This is a genomic window from Pseudomonas sp. HD57-3 (genome assembly GCF_056113135.1).
On sequence record NZ_CM148568.1, the window covers coordinates 2194001 to 2214845 of the forward strand.

A 20845-nucleotide genomic window follows, 5' to 3' on the forward strand; every position below is an offset into this window, starting at 1 on the left:
GCATTTCGGGGCTTGCCTTGCCGGGTGGTTTCAAGGCAGGCTCTGGGGTGTGCATTATTCCCATCACGTGTCAGGTATTTTTTATGTCGCTACGCATCTGCATTCTGGAAACCGACATCCTGCGTCCGGAACTGGTCGATGAATATCAGGGTTACGGGCAGATGTTCCAGCGCCTGTTCTCGCAACAGCCGATCGCCGCCGAGTTCACGGTGTACAACGTGATGCAGGGTGATTATCCGAGTGATGACCTGACCTTTGATGCGTACCTGGTCACCGGCAGCAAGGCCGATTCGTTCGGTACCGACCCGTGGATCCAGACCCTCAAGCAATACCTGCTGAACCGCTATGAGCGCGGCGACAAACTGCTCGGCGTGTGTTTCGGCCATCAACTGCTGGCGCTGTTGCTGGGCGGTAAGAGCGAGCGTGCTACTCAAGGCTGGGGTGTTGGCATCCACAACTACAAACTGGCGGCCAAGGCACCGTGGATGAGCCCGGTGCGCGAAGAGCTGACGCTGTTGATCAGCCACCAGGATCAGGTCACCGCGTTGCCGGAGAACGCCACGGTGATTGCATCGAGCGATTTCTGCCCGTTCGCCGCGTACCACATCAACGATCAGGTGCTGTGCTTCCAGGGGCATCCGGAATTCATTCACGACTACTCGCGGGCGCTGCTGGATCTGCGTCAGGAAGCGCTGGGCGAGCAGGTGTACAGCAAGGGCGTGGCCAGCCTGGAGCATCAGCACCACGGCACCACCGTTGCGGAATGGATGATGCGTTTCGTGGCGCACAAGCCGACCGCTGCTTGAATCCAGGCGCCCCTGTGTTTTGCACGGGGGCGTTTTTTCTTATAGCCAGCCGGATTTCTTGAAGCTCGCCCACAGGCTCACGCAGCCGACCGTGATAAAACCCAGCACGCCGAAATAGCCGTAGTGCCAGCTCAGCTCCGGCATGTTCTGGAAATTCATCCCGTAAATCCCCGCTACCGCCGTCGGGAACGCCAGAATCGCCGCCCATGCAGCGAATTTGCGTTGCACCACGCTCTGTCGTGACGCTTCCAGCAGCACGCCGATTTCGATGGTCTGGCTGGCGATGTCGGCCAGAGTAGTCAGATCTTCCATCTGCCGGTTCACGTGAATCTGCACGTCGCGAAAGTACGGGCGCATGTTCTTGTCGATGAAGGGGAAGCTCAGCTTCTGCAGTTCCTCGCTGATTTCCACCATCGGCGCGGCGTAACGGCGCAGGCGCAGGACGTCGCGACGCAGGCCGTGCAGCTTCTGGATGTCGTATTCATTCAATGCGCTGCACAAAACGTTGCGTTCCAGTTCATCGATCTCGGCGTGGATCGCTTCGCCCACCGGCTGATAGTTTTCGATCACGAAATCCAGCAGCGCATACAGTACGAAATCTTCCCCGTGCTCCAGCAACAGCGGACGCGCCTCACAGCGTTGACGGACATGGGCGTAGGACGCCGAGTGGCCGTTGCGGGCGGTGATGATGTAGCCCTTGCCGGCGAAGATGTGGGTTTCGATGAACTGCAGAATCCCGTGCTCGCGCACCGGCGAGTAGGTGACGATAAACAGCGCGTCGCCGAAGGTTTCCAGCTTCGGGCGGCTGTGTTTTTCCAGGGCGTCCTCGATGGCCAGTTCGTGCAGGTTGAACTGGCGTTGCAGGTTGGAGAGTTCCTGGGCGTTCGGCTCTTCGAGGCCGATCCAGACGAAGTGGCCGGTCTTGGCGGCCCAGGCCGCGCCTTCGTCGAGGGAAATATTGGTGACTTTCTTACCGGCGCTGTAAACCGCAGCAGCAACAACTCGACCCATGGTGGTGATTCACTTCTTCTTGGCAGATGGCAGGGGAGACATGGCTTCAGCTTAGCCGTGTCGCTGCTTGAGAGTCAGTGAAATCTGCACAGTTCACCGGGCAAAAGAAAACCCGCACAGGGCGGGCTTCTTTTTCACGCGGCTTGCAGTTGCCGATCCATCGCATCGATGCATTCGCGCATCTGTTCGCGGCACTGGTTGATCAGCATGGGCATGTCATCCATGGTCAGGCCGGCGGTAGGAATTGCCGGCAGCGAGCGTATGAGGATTTTCCCGCTGTGCCAGCGATTCAGACGCATGTGCTTGATGTAGCTGCTGACACACACCGGAACGATCGGCACCCCGGCGGCGATGGCCATCTGGAACGCGCCTTTCTTGAATGGCAGCAGTTCCTCACCCAGGTTGCGCGTGCCTTCCGGGAACACCCAGATCGAGGTGTCTTTGTGCTGCAAGGTGTCGGTGGTGGTCAGCATCGACTGGCGCGCCTTGTGCGCGTTCCCACGATCGATCAACACATTGCCCGCCAGCCAGAACAACTGCCCGAACAGCGGCACCCACTTCAGGCTCTTTTTGCCGATGCACACCGTCCGACGCGGCACCACGTTGCCGAACACGAACAGGTCATAGTTGGACTGATGATTGGCGATGATCACGCAGCTGTCGGGTTTGTTCATCAACGGGCCCACGTCGGCCTTCACTCGCAGACGCAAAATGCACATCGCTGGCAGTGCATAGAGACGGGCGCACAGGCGACTGTTGTCCGGATTGAACGGGCGGCACAGGCCGAGGATCACTCCGAGGATCCCCGCCAGAATAAAGTGCAGGCCCATCAATAACATACGAAACACAAACAGCATTTTCAGGCCCATCGGGACAAAAGGTGGCGCAGTGTACGGATGTGCACTGTTTTCGGCAATTGCCGCTATAGAGTCCGGAGATGGGCGATGTTTAAGCGCATGTTTCCGACTTGTTGGTCAGAGGCGTCCTAGAGCTGCTGCGGAGTTTTCAACGGGGCGTGCAAGAAAAAGCCCGACACGACGGTCGGGCTTTTCTGTATCGGTATGAGCCGGGTGTCAGCCCAGGTGTTCCTGATCCTGGATGATGGCGTTGTCCAGGGTTTCCAGCAGCGCCTTGCGCACTTTCAGCTTGGTGTTCTTGTGTGCGGTCATGTTGATCTTCTTCAACTGACGCGCGGCGGCAAGGGCGGCGCCTTGCAGTTCTTCGGCCGCAACCACTTTATCGAGGAAGCCGGCATCCACCGCGCTTTGCGGATCAAACATCTCGCCGTTGATCACCGAGCGATGGAAGGCCGAACGACGCAGACGATCACGAGCCAGCTCGATGCCGGCGTGGTGCATGGTCATGCCGATCTGCACTTCGTTCAGACCAATGCTGAACGGGCCGTCGACACCGATCCGGTAATCGGCGGACAACAGAATGAATGCGCCTTTGGCCACGGCATGACCCGGGCAAGCAACAATCACCGGGAACGGGTGCGACAACAGGCGGCGGGCCAGGGTCGAACCCGCAGTCACCAGGGACACGGCTTCTTTAGGGCCGGCGGTCATCACTTTCAGGTCATAGCCGCCAGAGAGAATGCCCGGCTGACCGGTGATGATCACAATGGCGCGATCCGCCACCGCCTGATCCAGCGCCGCGTTGAAGGCCGCGATCACGTCCGGGGAAATGGCGTTGACCTTGCCGTTGCTCAGGGTCAGGGTCGCGATACCGTCTTCGAGGTGGTAGGCAATCAGGTCGCTCATGGCGCAATTCCTTATAAGAAAGATGGGCAGACGTTACCCACCGTCGCCGGTCAGGTAAAGCACTGTGACTGACCCGCCAGTCACCGTTTACCGGCCGATGCGCTGCAACACGCCCCGCACCTGACGCCTGCGCACCTATATAGAAGGGCCGCGCCCACCCAAGATTGGCCGGATTGCCATGGCCGCTAGAAGGTGGAAGCGACTTTTTCTCTTAACCGCATGAAAATTCTGAAAAAAAGTTTGCCATCAGAAAAGCTTTCGACTACATTAGCGCGCCTCGACAGACAGAACATGTTTGAAGAGATACGGTGAAGTGTCCGAGTGGCTTAAGGAGCACGCCTGGAAAGTGTGTATACAGGAAACTGTATCGAGAGTTCGAATCTCTCCTTCACCGCCAAATTCGATGTAAACAAAACCCCTGGTTTCGAAAGAAGCCAGGGGTTTTGTGCATTCTGGCGTCCGGATTTTTTTGGTCACAGAGATCGGTTCGGCTTCCCTTTGCCAGGGCATTACAATCGCGGCTTTATCCGGCAAGTAAAAGGACGACCTCCATGATCATTTCCACCACCCACTCCATCGAAGGCCGGCAGATTACGGCGTATCTGGACATCGTCAGTGCCGAGTCGGTGCAGGGCGTGAATGTGATTCGCGATATGTTCGCGGGCATGCGGGACTTTTTCGGCGGGCGTTCGCAGACGCTGGAGCGGGCGTTGAAGGAGGCGCGGGTTCAGGCGACTGACGAGATCAGGGAGCGGGCGCGGGCCTTGCAGGCGGATGCGGTGGTCGGGGTGGATTTCGAGATCAGCATGCCGGCAGGGAAGGGTGGCATGGTTGTGGTGTTTGCGACCGGTACGGCGGTCAAGTTGCGCTGAGTATTGGTTTGTGCTTGTGAGCCCATTCAACGGAATGGGCTCGTTGCTGACAATCAGCCCTGCGGTTTGAGCAGGATGGTGCCTTTCGAGTCGTAGGTCAGTGGGGTGTCGATCGCGACGAGAGGCGGGGTATCGCCTGGTTGAACTGGCTGGGCAGGGTCCGGGTGGTAGATGACGCCAGGCTGCAACGGACTCGGTCCGGTCGGCTGCTTGATGACGATTTCACCCGAAGCGATCTTTTCCTTGAGTTTCTCCGCCCCGGCTTTGCCGGCGGCGATCTGTTCGTCCGTGAGCTTTACAACAGGCAGTGTCGGGAATCCTTTGATTTCCATGTTCTCTCCTTGAGATTCATTGCGTAGGAAAAAGGGCAGCGGCCGGTCGCAGCAAATCTTTAGCCGCGTGGGACCAACGGTTCCTCAATGTGTTTAATTTCCGTAGGCCATTCGTCGGGCTTCGGGCGATCTGAATCACAAGTCCAGGAATGACCGGCTAGTCTCAAAAGCCTTGGAGGTCGATATTTTTTCAGGCAAAAGGGTTTGCCGGTGTCGGCCCGCATTTGAAAAGGGGTGAAGAGATGACTGATCCGTACATCGAAGACGACGGGGCTGAATTTCCATTCAACAATTGCGTGCGCTGTGGCCAGACGGAGTATCAGGCCGGGTTTGGCGAGGATCCGGTGCAGACCGGCAAGATCAAGTCCACGGCGCCCAAGGGGCCTAAGGCGAAGTTTTTGCCCAAGGTGACGACACGTTCCAGGAAGTAATCGGATGCCACATAGCCCCGCCATTGAGCGGGGTTTTTGTTTCTTTTTTTGAGAAATGACCTACGGAAATTGCAGTTAGTCTGGTTTCTTTCACAAACTTTTCACACCCGGCTGAGTAGGGTGAAGCCATCCGTTAGAAAGCAAGTCTCCAGCCCGTCTCCCCAGCGGGCTTTTTTTTGTCCGTCATAAAACCTTTTCCGTATTCGCTGTCCAATCGGCGCCAAGTGCGCTGCAACGCTGGACATTGCCGCGGCAACAGCATTCAATCTGCGCCCTTTTTTATTCCTTCTGTTGAGGTTTTTCGTCATGCGTTTAACTCTGCCTGCTCTGGTTCTGGGGCTTCTGGTTGCTCAAGGTGCAATGGCTGGCGACGGTACCGCCGCACTGGGCGGCGGCCTGGGCGGTGCGCTGGGTAACGTGGTTGGCCAGAAAATGGGCGGCAGCACCGGTGCAGCGATTGGTGCTGGTGTAGCTGGCGCGGCCGGCAGCGCATTGGCTGCCAAGAAAGGTGCTCGTACCAAAGCGGCCATCGGCGGCGGCGTCGGCGCGGCAGGTGGTTCGGTGATCGGTAACAGCCTGGGCGGCAGGACTGGCGCCACCATCGGTGCTGGCCTGGGCGGCGCAGCCGGTGGCGCAGTGGGCAGCAATCTGTCCAAGGGTCACAAGCGTCACTGATTGCCAACGCGTGACTGAAAAGGCCCGGCTTTATGCCGGGCCTTTTCGTTGCTGAACGTTTTTCCCGGATACGCCTCCAATGCCACATAGCCCCCTCCGCGGGCGTACCGTCCCGACTCGGGACCTGTGAGGTCTGTATGCGATTGACATTATCCGCATTGGTTTTGGGATTGTTCGTGGCCCAAGGCGCCATGGCCGCCGGTGATGGCACGGCCGCCGTGGGTGGTGGACTGGGTGGCGCGCTGGGCAATGTGGTCGGCGGTCAACTCGGCGGCAGCACCGGTGCTGCGGTGGGCGCTGGTGTTGGTGGTGCAGCCGGCAGTGCCGTCGGAGCGAACAAACGCAACCGCACGGAAGCTGCCATTGGCGGCGGCCTCGGTGCCGCTGGCGGTTCAGTGATCGGCAACAGCCTCGGCGGCTCCACCGGTTCGACCATCGGCGCAGGGTTGGGCGGCGCGGCGGGTGGCGCGGTCGGCAACAACCTGGGTGACGATGGCGGCAAATCGCACTCCGGGGGCGGCCACAAGCACAAGCACAAACACAAGAACCGTCATCGTTGAGTGACCGGTTCTACGCAAACCCGGCTTTATGCCGGGTTTTTTACGCCTGCGCGTCATGCGCAGGAACGAATGGCGACCATACTTTTCGAACGTCCTATACGAATGCCATTGACGAGGTGCGCCATGACTCCCGAAACCGAAGGCAAGGAAGAAAAAGGCCCGAGCGGATTGCCGTTTATCAATGATCCGGGGAATGAAGATCCGGGGTCGTTGATGGATGATGCGACGGTTCCGCTTTTGGAGGGTGAGGAGGAGCTTGAGTATGAGGATTTTGATGATGATGAGTGATGGGGTGCATGCATCAATTCTCCTGCATTAATTTTCGTCTGTTGTTCGTTTAGATTTTGGTAATCGACTTGGGCACTCTGATCTGAAACTAAATAAAGTAATTGCACATATCTCTTGATAACAAATAGTAAGTCTTGCAAGTAAAAGCTATCGCGATGGAGGTTCGAATGTCAGGTCTTAAGATTATTCATCATGTTTCATGGAATGGAATGCTGGACAGATAAACCGTAGGTTCGCGAAGGCTTATAAAAGCTGTCGTGAAGTATATCGATGAGTCGTCAGAAATGGCCGAAACTCTAAATCGTGAACCAGTATTTTTGATGGTTAATCTCAGGTTTTTGTTTGTAGGTAGATTGTGTAATGCCAAATCCTCTATTTCGCTGCATGTTATTCCTATGCGGCAAGCGTTAAATCCCATTTTTTCCCATTTTTTCGGAGGGGTGTCCGGGATTTCAGGTATGTCGAAACCTAAGGTGACGGTCGAGTAATTGTTGTCGATATTTAAGATAAAAAGTTTTATCTCTCCGATGGCTATTGGGGAGCTGAAAATCATGTTGAAAAAAGTGCTTTCTGCTATATCGGTCCAGTGCTTCATGGTTATTTCCTGAAAGGATAGTGCTCGTCTGTATTTTTGACTTTTCCAGTTCTTGGGTTGGCTGCGGGACGTATGTTGAAGTGTGGTCCTTGATCTCCAATTTTCCTAGCGTCGCCGAATTTATGTCCAGCAGAGTGATCTTGCAATATTAGCTTGAAACCATCCTGTCGAGTGTACATGTACTGTCTAGTTCTAATGGGTATGCCGGAGTCGTTCAAGATGCTTTTGCCGTTTATATCGGTCATGTTGATGTAAATAAACTGACCTGGTTTGCCACTGACCTCGTCAAACTGTACGTCTGGCTGTTGACCTTTCGGAATCCCTGCATCAGCTTTTGCCTGTCTGAAAGCGCCGCGTCTGGAAACATCCGGAAGCTCAACCTCACCGAAATCTGAACAAGCAACTGATTTTCCATTTTTGGGCGGACAGTTGGACGTCAACCCCAACGGATCCACCCACCCCGTCGGATTCGGCACATACCGGTACTGATTCAACCCACCCGCCAACTTCACCGGATCCGGTGTCAGATACCGTCCCACGTCCGGGTCGTAATACCGGTGCCGGTTGTAATGCAGCCCGCTTTCGTCATCGAAATACTGCCCCTGAAACCGCAGCGGCTGGTTCAGGTAGTCCTCGGTCGCCAGTTCCAGCGAGGTGACCTTGCCGTAGGCGCTGTATTTGGCTGACCAGACGATGTCGCCGCTGTAATCGGTCAACTCTTGCGGGGTGCCGAGGTGGTCGAGTTGGTAGTAGAACGGGCAGGCGCGTTTCGGGCCTTTGCCGTCGAGCATCGCCAATGGGCGGAAGGTGCCGGGTTCGTAGATGAAGCTGCGGTGCTGGGTCGGGCTGCTTTCGGCGATCAGGTGGTCGCCTTGCCAGAAGAACTCGGTGGTCTGGCCGTCGACGGTCTTGCGGATGCGGCGGCCGAAGGCGTCGTATTGGTAGGTGGCGCTGGTGCCGTCGGGGCGCGTGAGGCCGATCAGGCGGTGCTGGCTGTCGTAGCGGTATTCGGTGACGAGGGTTTGCGCGCGGCCGCGGCGTTCGCGGATCAGGTTGCCGAAGGCGTCGTAGTCGTAGTGACGGTCGCCCTGCATCAACAGGCGGTTGCCTTTGATCTGTGTCGGGCCGGGGCGGTCCTGCATCAGCAGGTTGCCGGCCGGGTCGTGGGCGAAGTTTTCCGGCACATCGTCGCGGGTGTGGCGCACGCGGATCAGCCGGTCGAGGGCGTCGTACGTGTAGCTGCGCTGGCCGTGGCGGGTGTCGGCGATGTGTTCGAGGTTGCCGTTGGCGCTGTAGGCAAAGTCGCGGCGGTACAGCCCGCTGCGTTGATGGCCTACGGCGTGGGCGCTTAACCGGCCCTGTTCGTCGTAGGTGTATTCGCTGAGCAGCAGGCCTTGCTGGCGCTGCTGTTCGCGGCCGTTCTGGTAGACATGGCGGGTGAGCAAGGCGCCGTTGAGGTCGATTGCGGTGAGCGCGCCGCCCTTGGCGTAGTGGTAGTCGAGCTTGCTGTTGTCCGGCAGGCGCAGGCGGGTCAGTTGGCCGCAGGCATCGTAGGTGTAACGCAAGGTGCCCCAGCCCTGATGCTCGCGCACCAGCCGGTCCTGCAGGTCGTATTCGAAGGCCAGCGGGTGATCCTGGCCATCATCGACGCCGATCAAACGACCGAGGCGGTCATAGCGGTAGCTGACCTCGACCCCGTCGGGCAGGGTTTTGAGCAGCAGACGCCCAGCAGCATCACGTTGATAGCCGGTGACTAGCGTGGTGCCGTCGTCGCCGTACTCGGTCTTTTCCAGCAGGTGGCCGTTGCGGTCGTAGGCGTAGGCGGTGCGCCGACCATCGAAACCGGTTTCCTGTCGGATCAGTCCGGTGGGCGTGTAGTCCAGAAGGTACTTTTCGCCGGACTCGTTCTCGATTTCCGTCAGCAGCAGCTGCGCATGGTCGTAGCGGTACTGGACTCGTGTACCGTCCGGATTGATCCGCCGGCTGACCAGGTGCAGGTCGTCGTCATACTCGTAACGGGTGATCCGCCCCAGTTCGTCGCGTTCGGCGGTGATCTGGCCGTAGGCGCTGTAACTGAAGGCTCGAGTGGCGCCATTCGGCGAGGTGGTCTGGATCACCCGGCCAACGGCGTCCCACGCATGACGAGTGACCGCGCCATGTTCGTCCTGCGCCGTAATCCGCCGTCCCAAAGCATCGTAGGAAAACTTCCGAACCCCGCCGTCCGGCAAGCTTTCCTCGACCAACTGGCCGAGGTCGTTCCACACGAATACATGCCGGCCGGAATCCGGATAACGGATCGACAGCAACCGCCCCTGCGCGTCGTAGTGGTAATGGGTGACATGGCCGTCCGGATCGACCGCTTCGGTGATGTCACCCTGGGCATTGCGCCGGTAGGTCCACACCGCATCGCCACGCGAACGGCTGTGCAGGAAACCATTGCGGTACTCGTAGGACGTCGGCGCATCGTCCGGCGGAATCAGCGCGATCAGCCGTCCGGCAGCGTCGTAGCGGTACTCGGTAACCGCCCCCAGCGCATCCTGCTCAGCGACCAGCCGGCCCGCCGGATCGTAGGCCTTGAGCTGTTCACCACCATCGGCGGCGACCTGACGCACCAGCCGCGCCGTGTCGTCGTGGACATAAACCTCTTCGCGACCGTCGACGTACTGCACGGTGACGCGGCCGGCGTCATCCCAGACGTAACGCGTATCCATCTGCGAAAACGACGCCCAGTGCCGCACGCAACGCGCCGCCTTGCCGGAACGCTCCCACTCCCAGAAGAAGCTCGCGCCGCCGCTCAGCTGCCGTTGCAGGATGACGTGCTGATCGTCGTAGTCGTAACGCTCAGTCTCGCCAACCGCGTTGGACGCCTCGATCAATCGATGGCGAGCATCGAAGCGGTAACTGGCCAGCGTCTGCTCGGTACGCCAGGCCGCATCGCGCCAAACCTGATAATCGACCGCAACCAGGTGCGCCCGCTCGTAGCGCAGCAACAGAGAACGACCGGCCCCGTTATCCAGCCGCTGAATCCGGTCGGAAAGATCCCGATGCACCGTCAGACGATTGCCATAGGCATCGCTAACAGCCGTCAGACGCCCAGCCCGAAAGTGATAAAACCGCGCCGCGTCCCCCGCCAGCGCAACAATCAACTCCTCCGGCTCATCCCCGAGAAAGATCGCCGCCCGCGACAAACTGTTGTGGATTTCCGGCCGCTCGACACTCGGCAACGGAAACCGCGTGCGCCGGTTCTCATGGTCAACCCAGACCACCGCAGCGCCATCAACTTCCAGCCGATGCGCCAGCGAGTGACTCCAGCCAAACCCCAACCCGACATCAATCTCGGCGGCACTGGTGCGATACAACCGACTGAATTCGAACGGCAGCAGTCCATCAAGCACACCGTCAGTCAGCGTCAGCAATTCCTCCCCGGTGACCATCGACACCGGACACCCGTTGGTGCAGGTCAGCGGCGCACAATCGGCACTGTCACCGTTGGGATTTTTCGCCTGATCCGAAGCCTCATCCCGAGGCTCATGCCGTTCCATTCGCGTCATGCCGTGGGACTTGTCACGCGCAACGGCCGCGGGATTGGGCACTGTCAGCACCAGCGCATCCCCCGTGCGAACCTCCAGCGGAATAGCCGGTGTCGGCCGCAACGGTGCCGGACCTGCATTGATCATCAGCGGTTTCAACGCGCTCGCATGCCGGGTCAGATCAGGCGCGGAGGTCAGCTCCGCCAGCCGCAGCGCCGAAGCCGCCAGCCATTCCCGTGCACGCGGCGACTTGATCTTGCCCAATACCTTGGTGCTCAACCGCAGCGGCACACCCATGCCACCCGACACGCACATCAGCAGAAAACTGACCAGCAGCTCGGCCCGAACCTCAGCCACCACCTCGGCCAGATACTGCGGCGGCAGCATCTTCAGCCAACTGGTGAAGGCCGCCAGATAAATGAACAGCAACGGCTCATCGCTGAGCATCAGCAGGCCGTTGGCAATGGCCTCGCTGGACGCCTCGAGCAAGGCATCCAGTTCAGCGCTGGACAGATACTGCAGAAGCTTTTCGCTGTTGGCCTGCAAATCGGCGAGCAGGGCAAACAGCTGCTTCACGTCATCCCAGACGCCATTCAGCGCGGATTCGAAGCCGTGCCAGTCAGCCTCTTGCAGTTGGCCGAAACGTTCCAGGAAGCCGGCACTGGAAAACTCGGTCCATTGCGGGTGGAGCTCGGTCCATTCCGCACGCAGCCATTTCTCCAGACCATCGATCAAGCCCTGGTAGGAGGCATACAAGGCTTTAACGTGGTCGGTGGAAACATCGGGAAAGAAGGTGATGCGATAACGCTGGCCCCGGTCGCAGTCGTCGACCTTGAGAATGCCGCTGGGGCCGATGGTGTAACTCAGTGGATCGCCGAAACCCAGAACACCGTCGACATCGGAAATGACCGGTTCAAGGATCACCGGCGTATCACCGATCGGCACAAACCGTGCGGCTTCGAACATGTGCACCAGCGTCAGGGAGCCGCTGGTGGAACACATGGCGACAGAGGAACTGATGGGTTTGCGACTGCCAATCGGCGCACTGAGCCGGACATCGTTGCCGACCTGGAACACTTGCTCGACACCCAGCGCGGTGCCCGTCCAGAACTGCTCGGCCCAGGCGTCATAGTTGTTGAGACAGAGGCGAAATTCCCGAAACAGCTTTTCGACGTCGGGCTGATCAGGGTTCAGCGCAGCGACCACCAGCAAACCAATGCTGTTGTTCAGTTTCAGGAGTTGGTCAGATGGAAGCATTCGCAGTCACTCGCGCGCATCAGGGGAATGGCGCGAAACTTTGCGGGGGATCAAACAGGAAAGAAGTCAGCCGAGTAGGCGATGTCTGTAGGGCGATTCTCTAAATGTACGGGAGGGCGTTCGGCGGACAACCGACATTGCCCGTTGCTCAACCTCGGCCGCGCTCGTTATGCTGCTGAACCCTTTAATCAGATCCGAGCAGCGGCGCTACCCGCGCCGCCCGGGATGTCTTTGATAACGGATCCGATGATGAATGCACCGCTGAAGGCGTTTGGCCCGATCAAGGCCGTGATTTTCGACATGGACGGTTTGCTGCTGGACACCGAGGGCATCTACACCGAGGTCACCTCACTGATTGCCGCGCGTTACGGGCGCACTTTCGACTGGAGCATCAAGCAGAACATCATCGGGCGTGGCGCCGGCGATCTCGCCCGTTATGTGGTCGAGGCGCTGGACCTGCCGATCACCGCCGAAGAGTTCCTGGTGATCCGCGAGCCGCTGATGCGCGAGCGTTTTCCCACCGCGCAAGCGATGCCGGGCGCCGAGGAGCTGATCCGTCACCTCAAGGCGCACAACATTCCGATTGCCGTCGGCACCAGTTCGTCGCGTCAGTCGTTCGGTCAGAAAACCACCTTGCACCGCGACTGGTTTGCACTGTTCGACTTCATCGTCACCGCTGACGACCCGGAAGTCGGCGCGGCCAAACCTGCGCCGGACATCTTCCTCACCGCCGCGCGCCGCCTGGGTGTAGCGCCGGAAGATTGCCTGGTGTTCGAAGACTCGCCATTTGGCGTGACGGCGGCGAAAGCGGCCGGCATGACTGCCATCGCCATTCCCGATGCCGCCATGGCCGATGAAAAATACGCACACGCCGACGGGATTCTTCGTACGTTGAAAGCGTTCACGCCGAGTGCATGCGGATTGCCAGCGCTCGACTGGGCCTGATCAAATCACGAACAAAAAAACGCCGCCCCTCTGTCAAAGGAGGGGCGGCGTTTTTCGTTATCGACTATCCGATCAATCAGGCGCCGAAACCACCGTCGATGGTCAGGCTCGCACCGGTGATGTAACCGGCCTCCGGGCTGGCGAGGTAGGCGACGAAGCTGGCGATTTCCTCTGCCTTGCCGTAGCGACCCACCGCCATCAACGGGATCAGGCTGTCGGCGAACTCGCCGTGGGCCGGGTTCATGTCGGTATCGACCGGGCCTGGCTGCACGTTGTTGATGGTGATGCCGCGTGGGCCGAGGTCGCGGGCCAGGCCTTTGGTCAGGCCGACCAGTGCGGACTTGCTCATCGCATACACGCCGCCACCGGCGAAGGGCATGCGGTCGGCGTTGGTGCTGCCGATGTTGATGATGCGCGAGCCTTCACCCATGTGTTTGGCGGCTTCCTGGCTGGCGATGAACACGCTGCGCACGTTGATTGCCAGGGTCTGGTCGAAGTCTTCCAGTTTGAAGTCTTCCAGCGGCGCGACGGCAAGCACACCGGCGTTGTTGACCAGAATGTCGAGGCGGCCAAAGGTTTCGACAGTGGCGTTCACCGCGTTGCGGATGGCGCTGGCGTCGGCGCTGTCAGCCTTGATCGCCAAGGCTTTGCCGCCGGTAGCGGTGATGCTGTTTTGCAGTTCTTCAGCCTTGGCGGCCGAGCTGACGTAGGTAAAGGCAACCGCGGCGCCTTCAGCGGCCAGGCGTTTGACGATGGCGGCACCGATGCCGCGAGAGCCGCCTTGAATCAGAGCGACTTTACCGCTGAGGTTTTGAGTGGTCATGTTCGATCTCCAGAAGTTTCAAGGCAGGCTGCCTTGGTGTGGTGTCGAGTATCTGCCCCTCGCCATTAGGCGGGTAGACCGTGGTTGCTATAGTCTGTGTAAACCAAAAGTTTAGAGTGGCGGCCATGGAAACCTTCAGCAGTATCGAATGCTTCGTGCGCAGCGCCGAAGTCGGCAGCTTTGCCGAGGCCGCGCGACGCCTGAGCCTGACGCCGGCCGCCGTGGGTAAGAGTGTGGCGAAACTGGAAGCGCGCCTCGGCGTGAGGCTGTTCCAGCGTAGCACCCGAAGATTGACCCTGACGGAAGCGGGGCAACTGTTTCTGAGTGAGGTCAGCGGCAGCCTGACCACCATCCAGAACGCGGTAAACAATCTGGCCAGCGCCGGCGGCCAACCGGCCGGTACGCTGAAAGTCAGCATGGGCACGGTGTTCGGCCGCTTGTACATCGTGCCGTTGCTGGGGGAGTTCCTGAAAAGGTTTCCGGCGATCAACCCGGACTGGCATTTCGATAACCGCCAGGTCGATCTGATCGGCCAGGGTTTCGATGCAGCGATTGGTGGAGGCTTCGAACTGCCCCAGGGCGTGGTGGCACGCAGGCTGACGCCGGCGCATCGGGTGTTGGTGGCTTCTGCGGATTATCTGGATCGATACGCGCCGATCAGCGAGCCAGATGACCTCAAGCTGCACGACGGCATCCTGATCCGCTCACCGCAGACCGGTCGCGTGCGCTCCTGGCAGTTGACGCATCGCACCCGACAGCACAGCCCGCTGACGCTCAAGGCACGAATGACCATGAGCGACTCCGAAGCCGCCTGCGCCACGGCGGCGCAGGGGTTGGGGATTGCGTTGGTGAGCATGCCGTTCGCGGTCGGCTATCTAGAGGCGGGGACGTTGCAGCGAGTCTTGCCCGACTGGTACGTCGACGACGGCAACATCTCCATCTATTACGCAGAACACAAATTGCTGCCGGGCAAGACCCGGGCGTTCGTCGATTTTGTCATCGAGCAGTTTTCAACCCTGGGCCTCGCTGAACGGTTCAACGCGCAAAACGTGCTGGCCAGCCGATGATTGTTTTCGGTCGTGGCGTCGCATAGGTGCGCACCTTGGACGTCGACAGGCCCAGTCGCACCAGCGATTCGGCGATGGTCACGGCCGCTGTGACGCCGTCCACCACCGGCACTCCGGTGCGCTGACGGATCTTCTCGTCGAGTCCGGCCATGCCGCCGCAACCGAGGCAGATCACTTCGGCTTTATCCTGAGTCACCGCCAGTTCCGCCTGATGCACGATCGCTTCCAGCGCCCGCTGCGGTTCATGTTCCAGCTCTAGAACCGCCAAGCCACTGGCCCGCACCGAGGCGCAGCGATCCCACAGGCCGGAAAGTTTCAGCCGATCCTCGATCAACGGCACGGTGCGATCCAGCGTGGTGACCACCGAATAGGCGTGGCCGAGGAACATCGCGGTGCTGGCCGCCGCATCGGTGATGTCCACCACCGGTACGTTGAGCAATTCCTGCAAACCTTCACGACCGTGTTCGCCGTAGCCGGCCTGGATCACCGCGTCGAACGGCTGGTCGTAGGACATCACCCGGTCCATCACGGCGATGGCAGCCAGGTAACTTTCGAAATTGCCCTCGACGGAATCGGCGCCAAAGTGCGGCGTCAGGCCGACAATCTCGGTGCCGGGGGAAGCGACAGCCTGCGCCGAACGGGCGATGGCCTGGGTGATGGATTCGGTGGTGTTGACGTTGACCACGAGAATTCGCATGGGAAGTCCTTATTTCGGTTGGTTCTGCGGCCCCGCGAAGGGCCGCCAAAAAAATCAGTGGCTGACGTTGTCGACGGCGATGGCTTCACCGTCGACGTCGGCGTAGTGCGGCTGGCGTTTGGCGATGATCAGGTAAAGCATCCCGGCAATGCCGGCGCCGATTAGCCAGGAGAAGGGCGAAACGAGGTGGAAGCCCGGCACCAGAGCCAGGACGATGGCGATCAGCGCGGCTGGAATGAACGCCGCCACAGCCCGCAGGTTGATCCCGCGGCTGTAGTAATACGCGCCGTTCGGGTTTTCGCTGTACAGCTGCGGTACGTGGATCCGGCCTTTGCGGATCAGCCAGTAGTCGACCATGATCACGCCGTACAACGGGCCGAGCAGGGCGCCGAGGCCGGACAGGAAGTACACGATCACCAGCGGGCTGTTGTAGAGATTCCACGGCAGGATCAGCACGGCGATGGTCGCGCTGATCAGCCCGGCGCGGCGGAAGGTCAGGTATTTCGGCGCCAGGTTGCTGAGTACGAAGGCCGGGGCGACGAAGTTGGCCATGATGTTCACCGCCACGGTGACGATCAGGAACGCCAGGCAACCGAGCACCAGAAAGAACGTGTTGGGGATCGAGGCGATGATCTCGGTCGGGCTTTCGATGATCCGGCCGTTGATCTGAAATTGCGCGCCGCACAGCAGGACGGTGATCCCGGCGAACACCAGAATGTTTACCGGCAGGCCCCAGAAATTTCCGATCTTGATCGTCTTGCGGCACGGCGAAGAGCGGGCGAAGTCGCAGAAGTTGAGGATCAGTGTCCCGTAGATCGCCAGCCACAAAGCGCCGCCGGCAAAGATGTTGCGCCACATCTCGCCGCCGGTCAGTGGTTCGCGGATCGACCAGGCGATGGTCGCGTTGGCCTGGGTGTACATCCACGCGGCTAGGCAGGCGACGGTCAGCAGAATCACCGGCCCGGCGAAGGCTTCGTAGCGGCGGACCATTTCCATGCCGTACGCCAGAATCCCCAACTGCACGAACCAGATCGCCACGAAACACACCCAGCCCAGGCTCGACAGGCCAAGGATCGAGTTGTGGTCGTAGTCGGCGAAACCGGGATGGATCGCCGTGAGCAACACGCGAAACACCACCGACGCCAGGTACGTCTGAATTCCGAACCAGGCGATGGCGATCACCGCCCGGATCAATGCAGGAATCTGTGCCCCGTGAATGCCGAAACTGATCCGGCTGATCACCGGAAACGGCACGCCGGTTTTCTGCCCCATGTAACCGGACAGGTTCATGAAGAAATACACCAGCGCCGCGCCGATCCCCAACGACAGCAGAATCTGCCAGCCGCCCAGGCCCAGGGCGTACAGACCGATGGCAAACGAGTAGTTGGCGATGTTGTGCACATCGTTGGTCCACAGGGCAAAGATGCTGTACTTGCCCCAGCGCCGTCCTTCGACCTTGGTCGGCGCGAGGTCACTGTTGTGCAGACGCGGGCTCAGTTGCAGCGGTTCGGCGATGCTGTCACCGGGCACGCTGTGGTCGAGGGGTGAAGAGGCGGGCAGATTCAGCGCGATGTTGTTATTGGAGAGACTCGTACGCATTCCGGCAGGCTCCTGATGTTCGGGCCACGATGACTGTGCATGAGCGTTCGGGCTCGGCAGATCTTCGTCGCGGCGGTGAAAACATCACTGGTTACGGGGCATCTGCAGCCTGTACGGGATAGGGCGCTTCAGGCTTGCGGATCGAAAGTGTGGGTTCATGTTTTGCGGTTTTGTATACAAAACATGTATGCACTAAAGCCAGATCTGTGCCAGCCGGCGATCTATGAAAACCACCGCTGATTTCGAAAAGTTATTGAGGCGCGCCAAGTCATTGAATTATGGGCGATATAAATTGACCGTTCGAACAGGTATTTATTTTTCGAGAGGAATTTTGGCGGACGCCGGGAGGGAGTGTTTTTGGAGCTTGATGTAACTTTTCAGGGCGCAGAAACGAAAAGTGCACACATAAATGGCACCGATGGTGACATTCGTGTGTACACATTTTTCAAGGCGGGTAGAGAACACTGTGGGAGCTGATTTGCTCCCACGGGGCATCAGGGGGTTATGCCTTGCTGATGATGTTCCCCGCATGCAACCCGCATTCTTTCTGGGTCGCTTCTTCCCACCACCAGCGGCCTTCGCGTTCGTGCTGGTTCGGCAGGACAGGGCGGGTGCAGGGTTCGCAGCCGATGCTGATGAAACCGCGCTCATGCAGGCTGTTGTACGGCAGCTCCAGCATGCGGATGTAGCCCCAGATTTCCTCGCTGGTCATCTGCGCCAGCGGGTTGAACTTGTACAGGGTGCGCTCCGGGGTGGAGAACGCTGTATCGATTTCCATCACCGCCACGGCGCTGCGGGTGCCCGGGCTCTGGTCGCGGCGCTGGCCGGTGGCCCAGGCTTTGACGCCGGACAGCTTGCGGCGCAGCGGCTCGATCTTGCGGATCCCGCAGCATTCGCCATGGCCATCCTTGTAGAAGCTGAACAGGCCTTTTTCCTTCACGAACGGTTCAAGTTTCGTGTAGTCCGGCGAGACCAGTTCTATGTCGATCTTGTAGTGCTCGCGCACCTGATCGATGAAGCGGTAGGTTTCCGGATGCAGGCGGCCGGTATCGAGACTGAACACCTTGACGTTCTTGTTCAGCTTCCAGGCCATGTCCACCAGCACCACATCCTCGGCGCCGCTGAAAGATATCCACAGGTCATCGCCGAACTCGGCGAACGCGAGTTTGAGGATGTCCTGCGCGGATTTGTTGGCATAGGTCGTGGCGAGTTCCACGACGTCGAACGTTGGGCTCATCAGGGCGGCTTCCTACAGGTCGGTGGCGCTGGGCGCTCTATATGGCGGCGATGGTAACAAAAAGCAACGCGCGCCGGGGCGGCCTCTGCGTTGCGCGCTCCAGGTCGAGCCGCTAGAGTTCGGGCTCGCTCGACTCAATAAACATTACAAACGGGAGTGTCTTGTGGAAATCGCCTGTCTTGATCTTGAAGGGGTGCTGGTGCCGGAAATCTGGATCGCCTTCGCCGAAAAAACCGGAATCGAATCGCTCAAGGCCACCACCCGGGACATTCCCGACTACGACGTGCTGATGAAACAGCGCCTGCGCATCCTCGACGAGCATGGCCTGAAGCTTTCGGACATCCAGGAAGTGATCGCCACCCTCAAGCCGCTGGACGGCGCGGTGGAGTTCGTCAACTGGCTGCGCGAGCGGTTTCAGGTGGTGATTCTGTCGGACACGTTCTACGAGTTTTCCCAGCCGCTGATGCGTCAGCTGGGCTTTCCGACCTTGCTTTGCCATCGACTGATAACGGATGACACCGGGCGGGTGACCAGCTACCAGTTGCGTCAGAAAGATCCGAAACGCCAGTCGGTCCTGGCCTTCAAAAGCCTGTATTACCGGGTAATTGCGGCGGGGGATTCCTACAACGACACCAGCATGCTGGGCGAAGCGGATGCGGGGATTCTGTTCCATGCGCCGGATAACGTGATTCGCGAGTTTCCGCAGTTTCCGGCGGTGCATACGTTCGAAGAGTTGAAGCAGGAATTCCTCAAAGCTTCGAACCGCGACCTGTCCCTGTAATCACCTGATGATCGTTCCCACGCTCTGCGTGGGAATGCAGCCCGGGACGCTCTGCGTCCCAAGAGCGGACGCGGAGCGTCCATTGAGGCATTCCCACGCGGACGGTTCGACGCCTCGACGTGGGAACGATCACCGCAGTCGCCGCGACGTGGGAACGATCAACGGTTAAAGGTTTTGCAGCGTTTCGAGCAGGACTCTGACCTTGGTAATCGACTCCTGATACTCCGCCTGCCAGTCCGAGTCAGCGACGATCCCGCCACCGCCCCAGCAGCACACCTGCCCATCCTTCACCAGCAGACTGCGAATGGCGATGGAGCTGTCCATCTCGCCACGCACGTCCAGATACAGCAACGAACCGCAATACAACCCACGTCGAGTCGGCTCCAGTTCATCAATGATCTGCATCGCACGAATCTTCGGTGCGCCGGTGATCGAGCCGCCAGGGAAGCTGCCGGCAATCAGATTCAGAGCGTCGCGATCTTCCGCCAGCTCGCCGGTCACGCTGCTGACCAGGTGATGCACGTTCGGATAACTTTCCAGGCTGAACAACTCCGGCACCCGCACCGAGCCGATGCGGCAAGTGCGGCCCAGGTCGTTGCGCAGCAGGTCGACGATCATCAGGTTTTCCGCGCGGTCCTTGGGGCTGGCCAGCAGTTCGGTGGCGTTCGCCGCGTCTTCGGCCGGGGTCGCGCCACGGGGGCGGGTGCCCTTGATCGGGCGAGTTTCCACCTGGCGCTGGCTGACTTTGACGAAACGCTCGGGTGACAGGCTCAGTACCGCGTTGCCGTCAGGCAGGCTCTGGAAACCGGAAAACGGCGTCGGGCAGGCCTCACGCAATTTGCAGTAGGCCAGCCATGGATCGCCCTGGCACGGCGCGCGGAAGCGCTGGGCGAAGTTGACCTGATAGCAGTCGCCGGCCTGGATGTAATGCTGGATGCGTTCGAAGGCCTGACGGTATTCATTGGCCGAAAGATCGGCTGCCATCGGGCTGTTCAGCTTGAACGGGGTCATTTCCGTGCCCACCGATTGGCTGAATACATCGATCAACCGCTGTTTCTCGCTGGCGCTGACCGAGGGGTGGAACACCAGTTGGCTGGTGGCCGATTGGTGGTCACTGATCAACGCCCAGTTGTACAGACCAAAACGCGCATCGGGCAATTGCAGATCATCCCGGGCCTGACTTGGCAGGTTTTCCAGATGCCGACCGAAGTCGTAGCTCAGGTAACCGATCAGGCCGCCGGCGAAGGGCAACTCGTACCCGTCGGGCAATTGCGCGTCGCCCAAGCGGGTCAGATTATCCCGCAGACGTTGCAGGAAATCTTCCCCGCGCTCGTCCGGCAATACCGCCAGTTGTTCCAGCGGCCAGGCACTGAGCAGGTCATAACGGCCACGGTCGGCACTCGGCCGGCCACTGTCGAGCAGCACGGCGCCGGGCGCATGGCGGACGGCCGCGAAATAGTCGGCGGGGTTGGCGCGATAGGGCAGCGGGTGTACGGAACAGGTCAACATGGGCGGGGCAGATCGGCCATCGAGGCGGGGTGGGGATTGTAGTCCCCTCCGGGAATTGCTCCTAGAG

20 protein-coding genes and 1 tRNA gene are annotated in these 20845 nt (G+C 59.7%); 10 read left to right on the forward strand and 11 right to left on the reverse strand.

The window, feature by feature from the left end:
- Positions 1-83: 83 nt before the first annotated feature.
- Complete coding sequence (locus AC0R79_RS09985) at positions 84-806, forward strand: amidotransferase (protein WP_085608794.1); 723 nt, start codon at positions 84-86, stop codon at positions 804-806.
- A gap of 39 nt (positions 807-845) precedes the next feature.
- On the opposite strand, the gene AC0R79_RS09990 is transcribed toward AC0R79_RS09985, so the two are convergent.
- The 3 genes from AC0R79_RS09990 to AC0R79_RS10000 form a co-directional block, all read right to left on the reverse strand.
- Positions 846-1817, reverse strand: a complete 972-nt coding sequence (locus tag AC0R79_RS09990; protein WP_375746182.1) for a magnesium and cobalt transport protein CorA — start codon at positions 1815-1817, stop codon at positions 846-848.
- Positions 1818-1951: 134 nt separating this feature from the next.
- The gene (locus AC0R79_RS09995; protein ID WP_045121916.1) at positions 1952-2674 is read right to left on the reverse strand and encodes a 1-acylglycerol-3-phosphate O-acyltransferase; all 723 of its coding nucleotides are present in this window, start codon (positions 2672-2674) and stop codon (positions 1952-1954) included.
- Positions 2675-2890: 216 nt separating this feature from the next.
- Complete coding sequence (locus AC0R79_RS10000; RefSeq protein ID WP_011333225.1) at positions 2891-3580, reverse strand: crotonase/enoyl-CoA hydratase family protein; 690 nt, start codon at positions 3578-3580, stop codon at positions 2891-2893.
- 307 nt (positions 3581-3887) lie between these two features.
- On the opposite strand from AC0R79_RS10000, the gene AC0R79_RS10005 reads away from it, so the two are divergent.
- Both AC0R79_RS10005 and AC0R79_RS10010 read left to right on the forward strand, forming a co-directional pair.
- Positions 3888-3977 (forward strand) — tRNA-Ser (locus tag AC0R79_RS10005).
- 154 nt (positions 3978-4131) lie between these two features.
- A complete protein-coding gene (locus AC0R79_RS10010) occupies positions 4132-4452 on the forward strand; it encodes a YbjQ family protein (RefSeq protein ID WP_085748512.1) in 321 nt (106 codons plus the stop codon).
- Between the two features lie 53 nt (positions 4453-4505).
- On the opposite strand, the gene AC0R79_RS10015 is transcribed toward AC0R79_RS10010, so the two are convergent.
- The gene (locus AC0R79_RS10015) at positions 4506-4784 is read right to left on the reverse strand and encodes a hypothetical protein (RefSeq protein ID WP_262158042.1); all 279 of its coding nucleotides are present in this window, start codon (positions 4782-4784) and stop codon (positions 4506-4508) included.
- Positions 4785-5026: 242 nt separating this feature from the next.
- Here AC0R79_RS10015 and AC0R79_RS10020 point away from each other — a divergent pair, with 242 nt between their 5' ends.
- From AC0R79_RS10020 to AC0R79_RS10035, 4 genes are all read left to right on the forward strand, one after another.
- Positions 5027-5215 (forward strand): hypothetical protein, encoded by a 189-nt coding sequence (locus AC0R79_RS10020; protein ID WP_085701198.1) that lies wholly within the window; start codon positions 5027-5029, stop codon positions 5213-5215.
- Between the two features lie 306 nt (positions 5216-5521).
- Positions 5522-5890, forward strand: a complete 369-nt coding sequence (locus tag AC0R79_RS10025) for a glycine zipper domain-containing protein (RefSeq protein ID WP_007952176.1) — start codon at positions 5522-5524, stop codon at positions 5888-5890.
- A gap of 137 nt (positions 5891-6027) precedes the next feature.
- The gene (locus AC0R79_RS10030; RefSeq protein ID WP_127797389.1) at positions 6028-6450 is read left to right on the forward strand and encodes a glycine zipper domain-containing protein; all 423 of its coding nucleotides are present in this window, start codon (positions 6028-6030) and stop codon (positions 6448-6450) included.
- Between the two features lie 123 nt (positions 6451-6573).
- Complete coding sequence (locus AC0R79_RS10035; RefSeq protein WP_007952178.1) at positions 6574-6738, forward strand: hypothetical protein; 165 nt, start codon at positions 6574-6576, stop codon at positions 6736-6738.
- 190 nt (positions 6739-6928) lie between these two features.
- Here AC0R79_RS10035 and AC0R79_RS10040 read toward each other — a convergent pair whose 3' ends face one another.
- A complete protein-coding gene (locus AC0R79_RS10040; RefSeq protein ID WP_221532962.1) occupies positions 6929-7333 on the reverse strand; it encodes an Imm50 family immunity protein in 405 nt (134 codons plus the stop codon).
- Between the two features lie 2 nt (positions 7334-7335).
- The gene (locus AC0R79_RS10045; RefSeq protein WP_474734269.1) at positions 7336-12120 is read right to left on the reverse strand and encodes an RHS repeat-associated core domain-containing protein; all 4785 of its coding nucleotides are present in this window, start codon (positions 12118-12120) and stop codon (positions 7336-7338) included.
- A gap of 249 nt (positions 12121-12369) precedes the next feature.
- Between AC0R79_RS10045 and AC0R79_RS10050 the strand changes: the two genes are divergently transcribed.
- Positions 12370-13065 (forward strand): HAD-IA family hydrolase, encoded by a 696-nt coding sequence (locus AC0R79_RS10050; protein ID WP_039769963.1) that lies wholly within the window; start codon positions 12370-12372, stop codon positions 13063-13065.
- Positions 13066-13141: 76 nt separating this feature from the next.
- Here AC0R79_RS10050 and AC0R79_RS10055 read toward each other — a convergent pair whose 3' ends face one another.
- Positions 13142-13888 carry a 3-oxoacyl-ACP reductase family protein gene (locus tag AC0R79_RS10055; protein WP_127797392.1) on the reverse strand — a complete coding sequence of 249 codons (747 nt, stop codon included), beginning with the start codon at positions 13886-13888 and terminating at the stop codon, positions 13142-13144.
- A gap of 125 nt (positions 13889-14013) precedes the next feature.
- On the opposite strand from AC0R79_RS10055, the gene AC0R79_RS10060 reads away from it, so the two are divergent.
- Positions 14014-14955, forward strand: coding sequence for a LysR family transcriptional regulator (locus AC0R79_RS10060; RefSeq protein WP_115077122.1), 942 nt, complete (start codon positions 14014-14016; stop codon positions 14953-14955).
- On the opposite strand, the gene AC0R79_RS10065 is transcribed toward AC0R79_RS10060, so the two are convergent.
- The 3 genes from AC0R79_RS10065 to AC0R79_RS10075 all read right to left on the reverse strand — a co-directional run bounded on the left by AC0R79_RS10065 (position 14924) and on the right by AC0R79_RS10075 (position 18488).
- Entirely contained in the window at positions 14924-15652 is a 729-nt protein-coding gene (locus AC0R79_RS10065) for an aspartate/glutamate racemase family protein (RefSeq protein WP_085609052.1), read from the reverse strand. The two genes, AC0R79_RS10060 and AC0R79_RS10065, sit on opposite strands and share 32 nt — an antisense overlap.
- Before the next feature lie 54 nt (positions 15653-15706).
- The gene (locus tag AC0R79_RS10070; RefSeq protein WP_127797394.1) at positions 15707-17251 is read right to left on the reverse strand and encodes an NCS1 family nucleobase:cation symporter-1; all 1545 of its coding nucleotides are present in this window, start codon (positions 17249-17251) and stop codon (positions 15707-15709) included.
- Positions 17252-17753: 502 nt separating this feature from the next.
- Positions 17754-18488, reverse strand: a complete 735-nt coding sequence (locus tag AC0R79_RS10075) for a phosphoadenylyl-sulfate reductase (RefSeq protein WP_007960132.1) — start codon at positions 18486-18488, stop codon at positions 17754-17756.
- Positions 18489-18651: 163 nt separating this feature from the next.
- Here AC0R79_RS10075 and thrH point away from each other — a divergent pair, with 163 nt between their 5' ends.
- Positions 18652-19269 carry a bifunctional phosphoserine phosphatase/homoserine phosphotransferase ThrH gene (thrH, locus tag AC0R79_RS10080; protein ID WP_474734271.1) on the forward strand — a complete coding sequence of 206 codons (618 nt, stop codon included), beginning with the start codon at positions 18652-18654 and terminating at the stop codon, positions 19267-19269.
- 165 nt (positions 19270-19434) lie between these two features.
- On the opposite strand, the gene pabB is transcribed toward thrH, so the two are convergent.
- Positions 19435-20778: an aminodeoxychorismate synthase component I gene (pabB, locus tag AC0R79_RS10085; protein WP_474734273.1), complete on the reverse strand. Its 1344-nt coding sequence runs from the start codon at positions 20776-20778 to the stop codon at positions 19435-19437.
- Between the last annotated feature and the right edge of the window lie 67 nt (positions 20779-20845).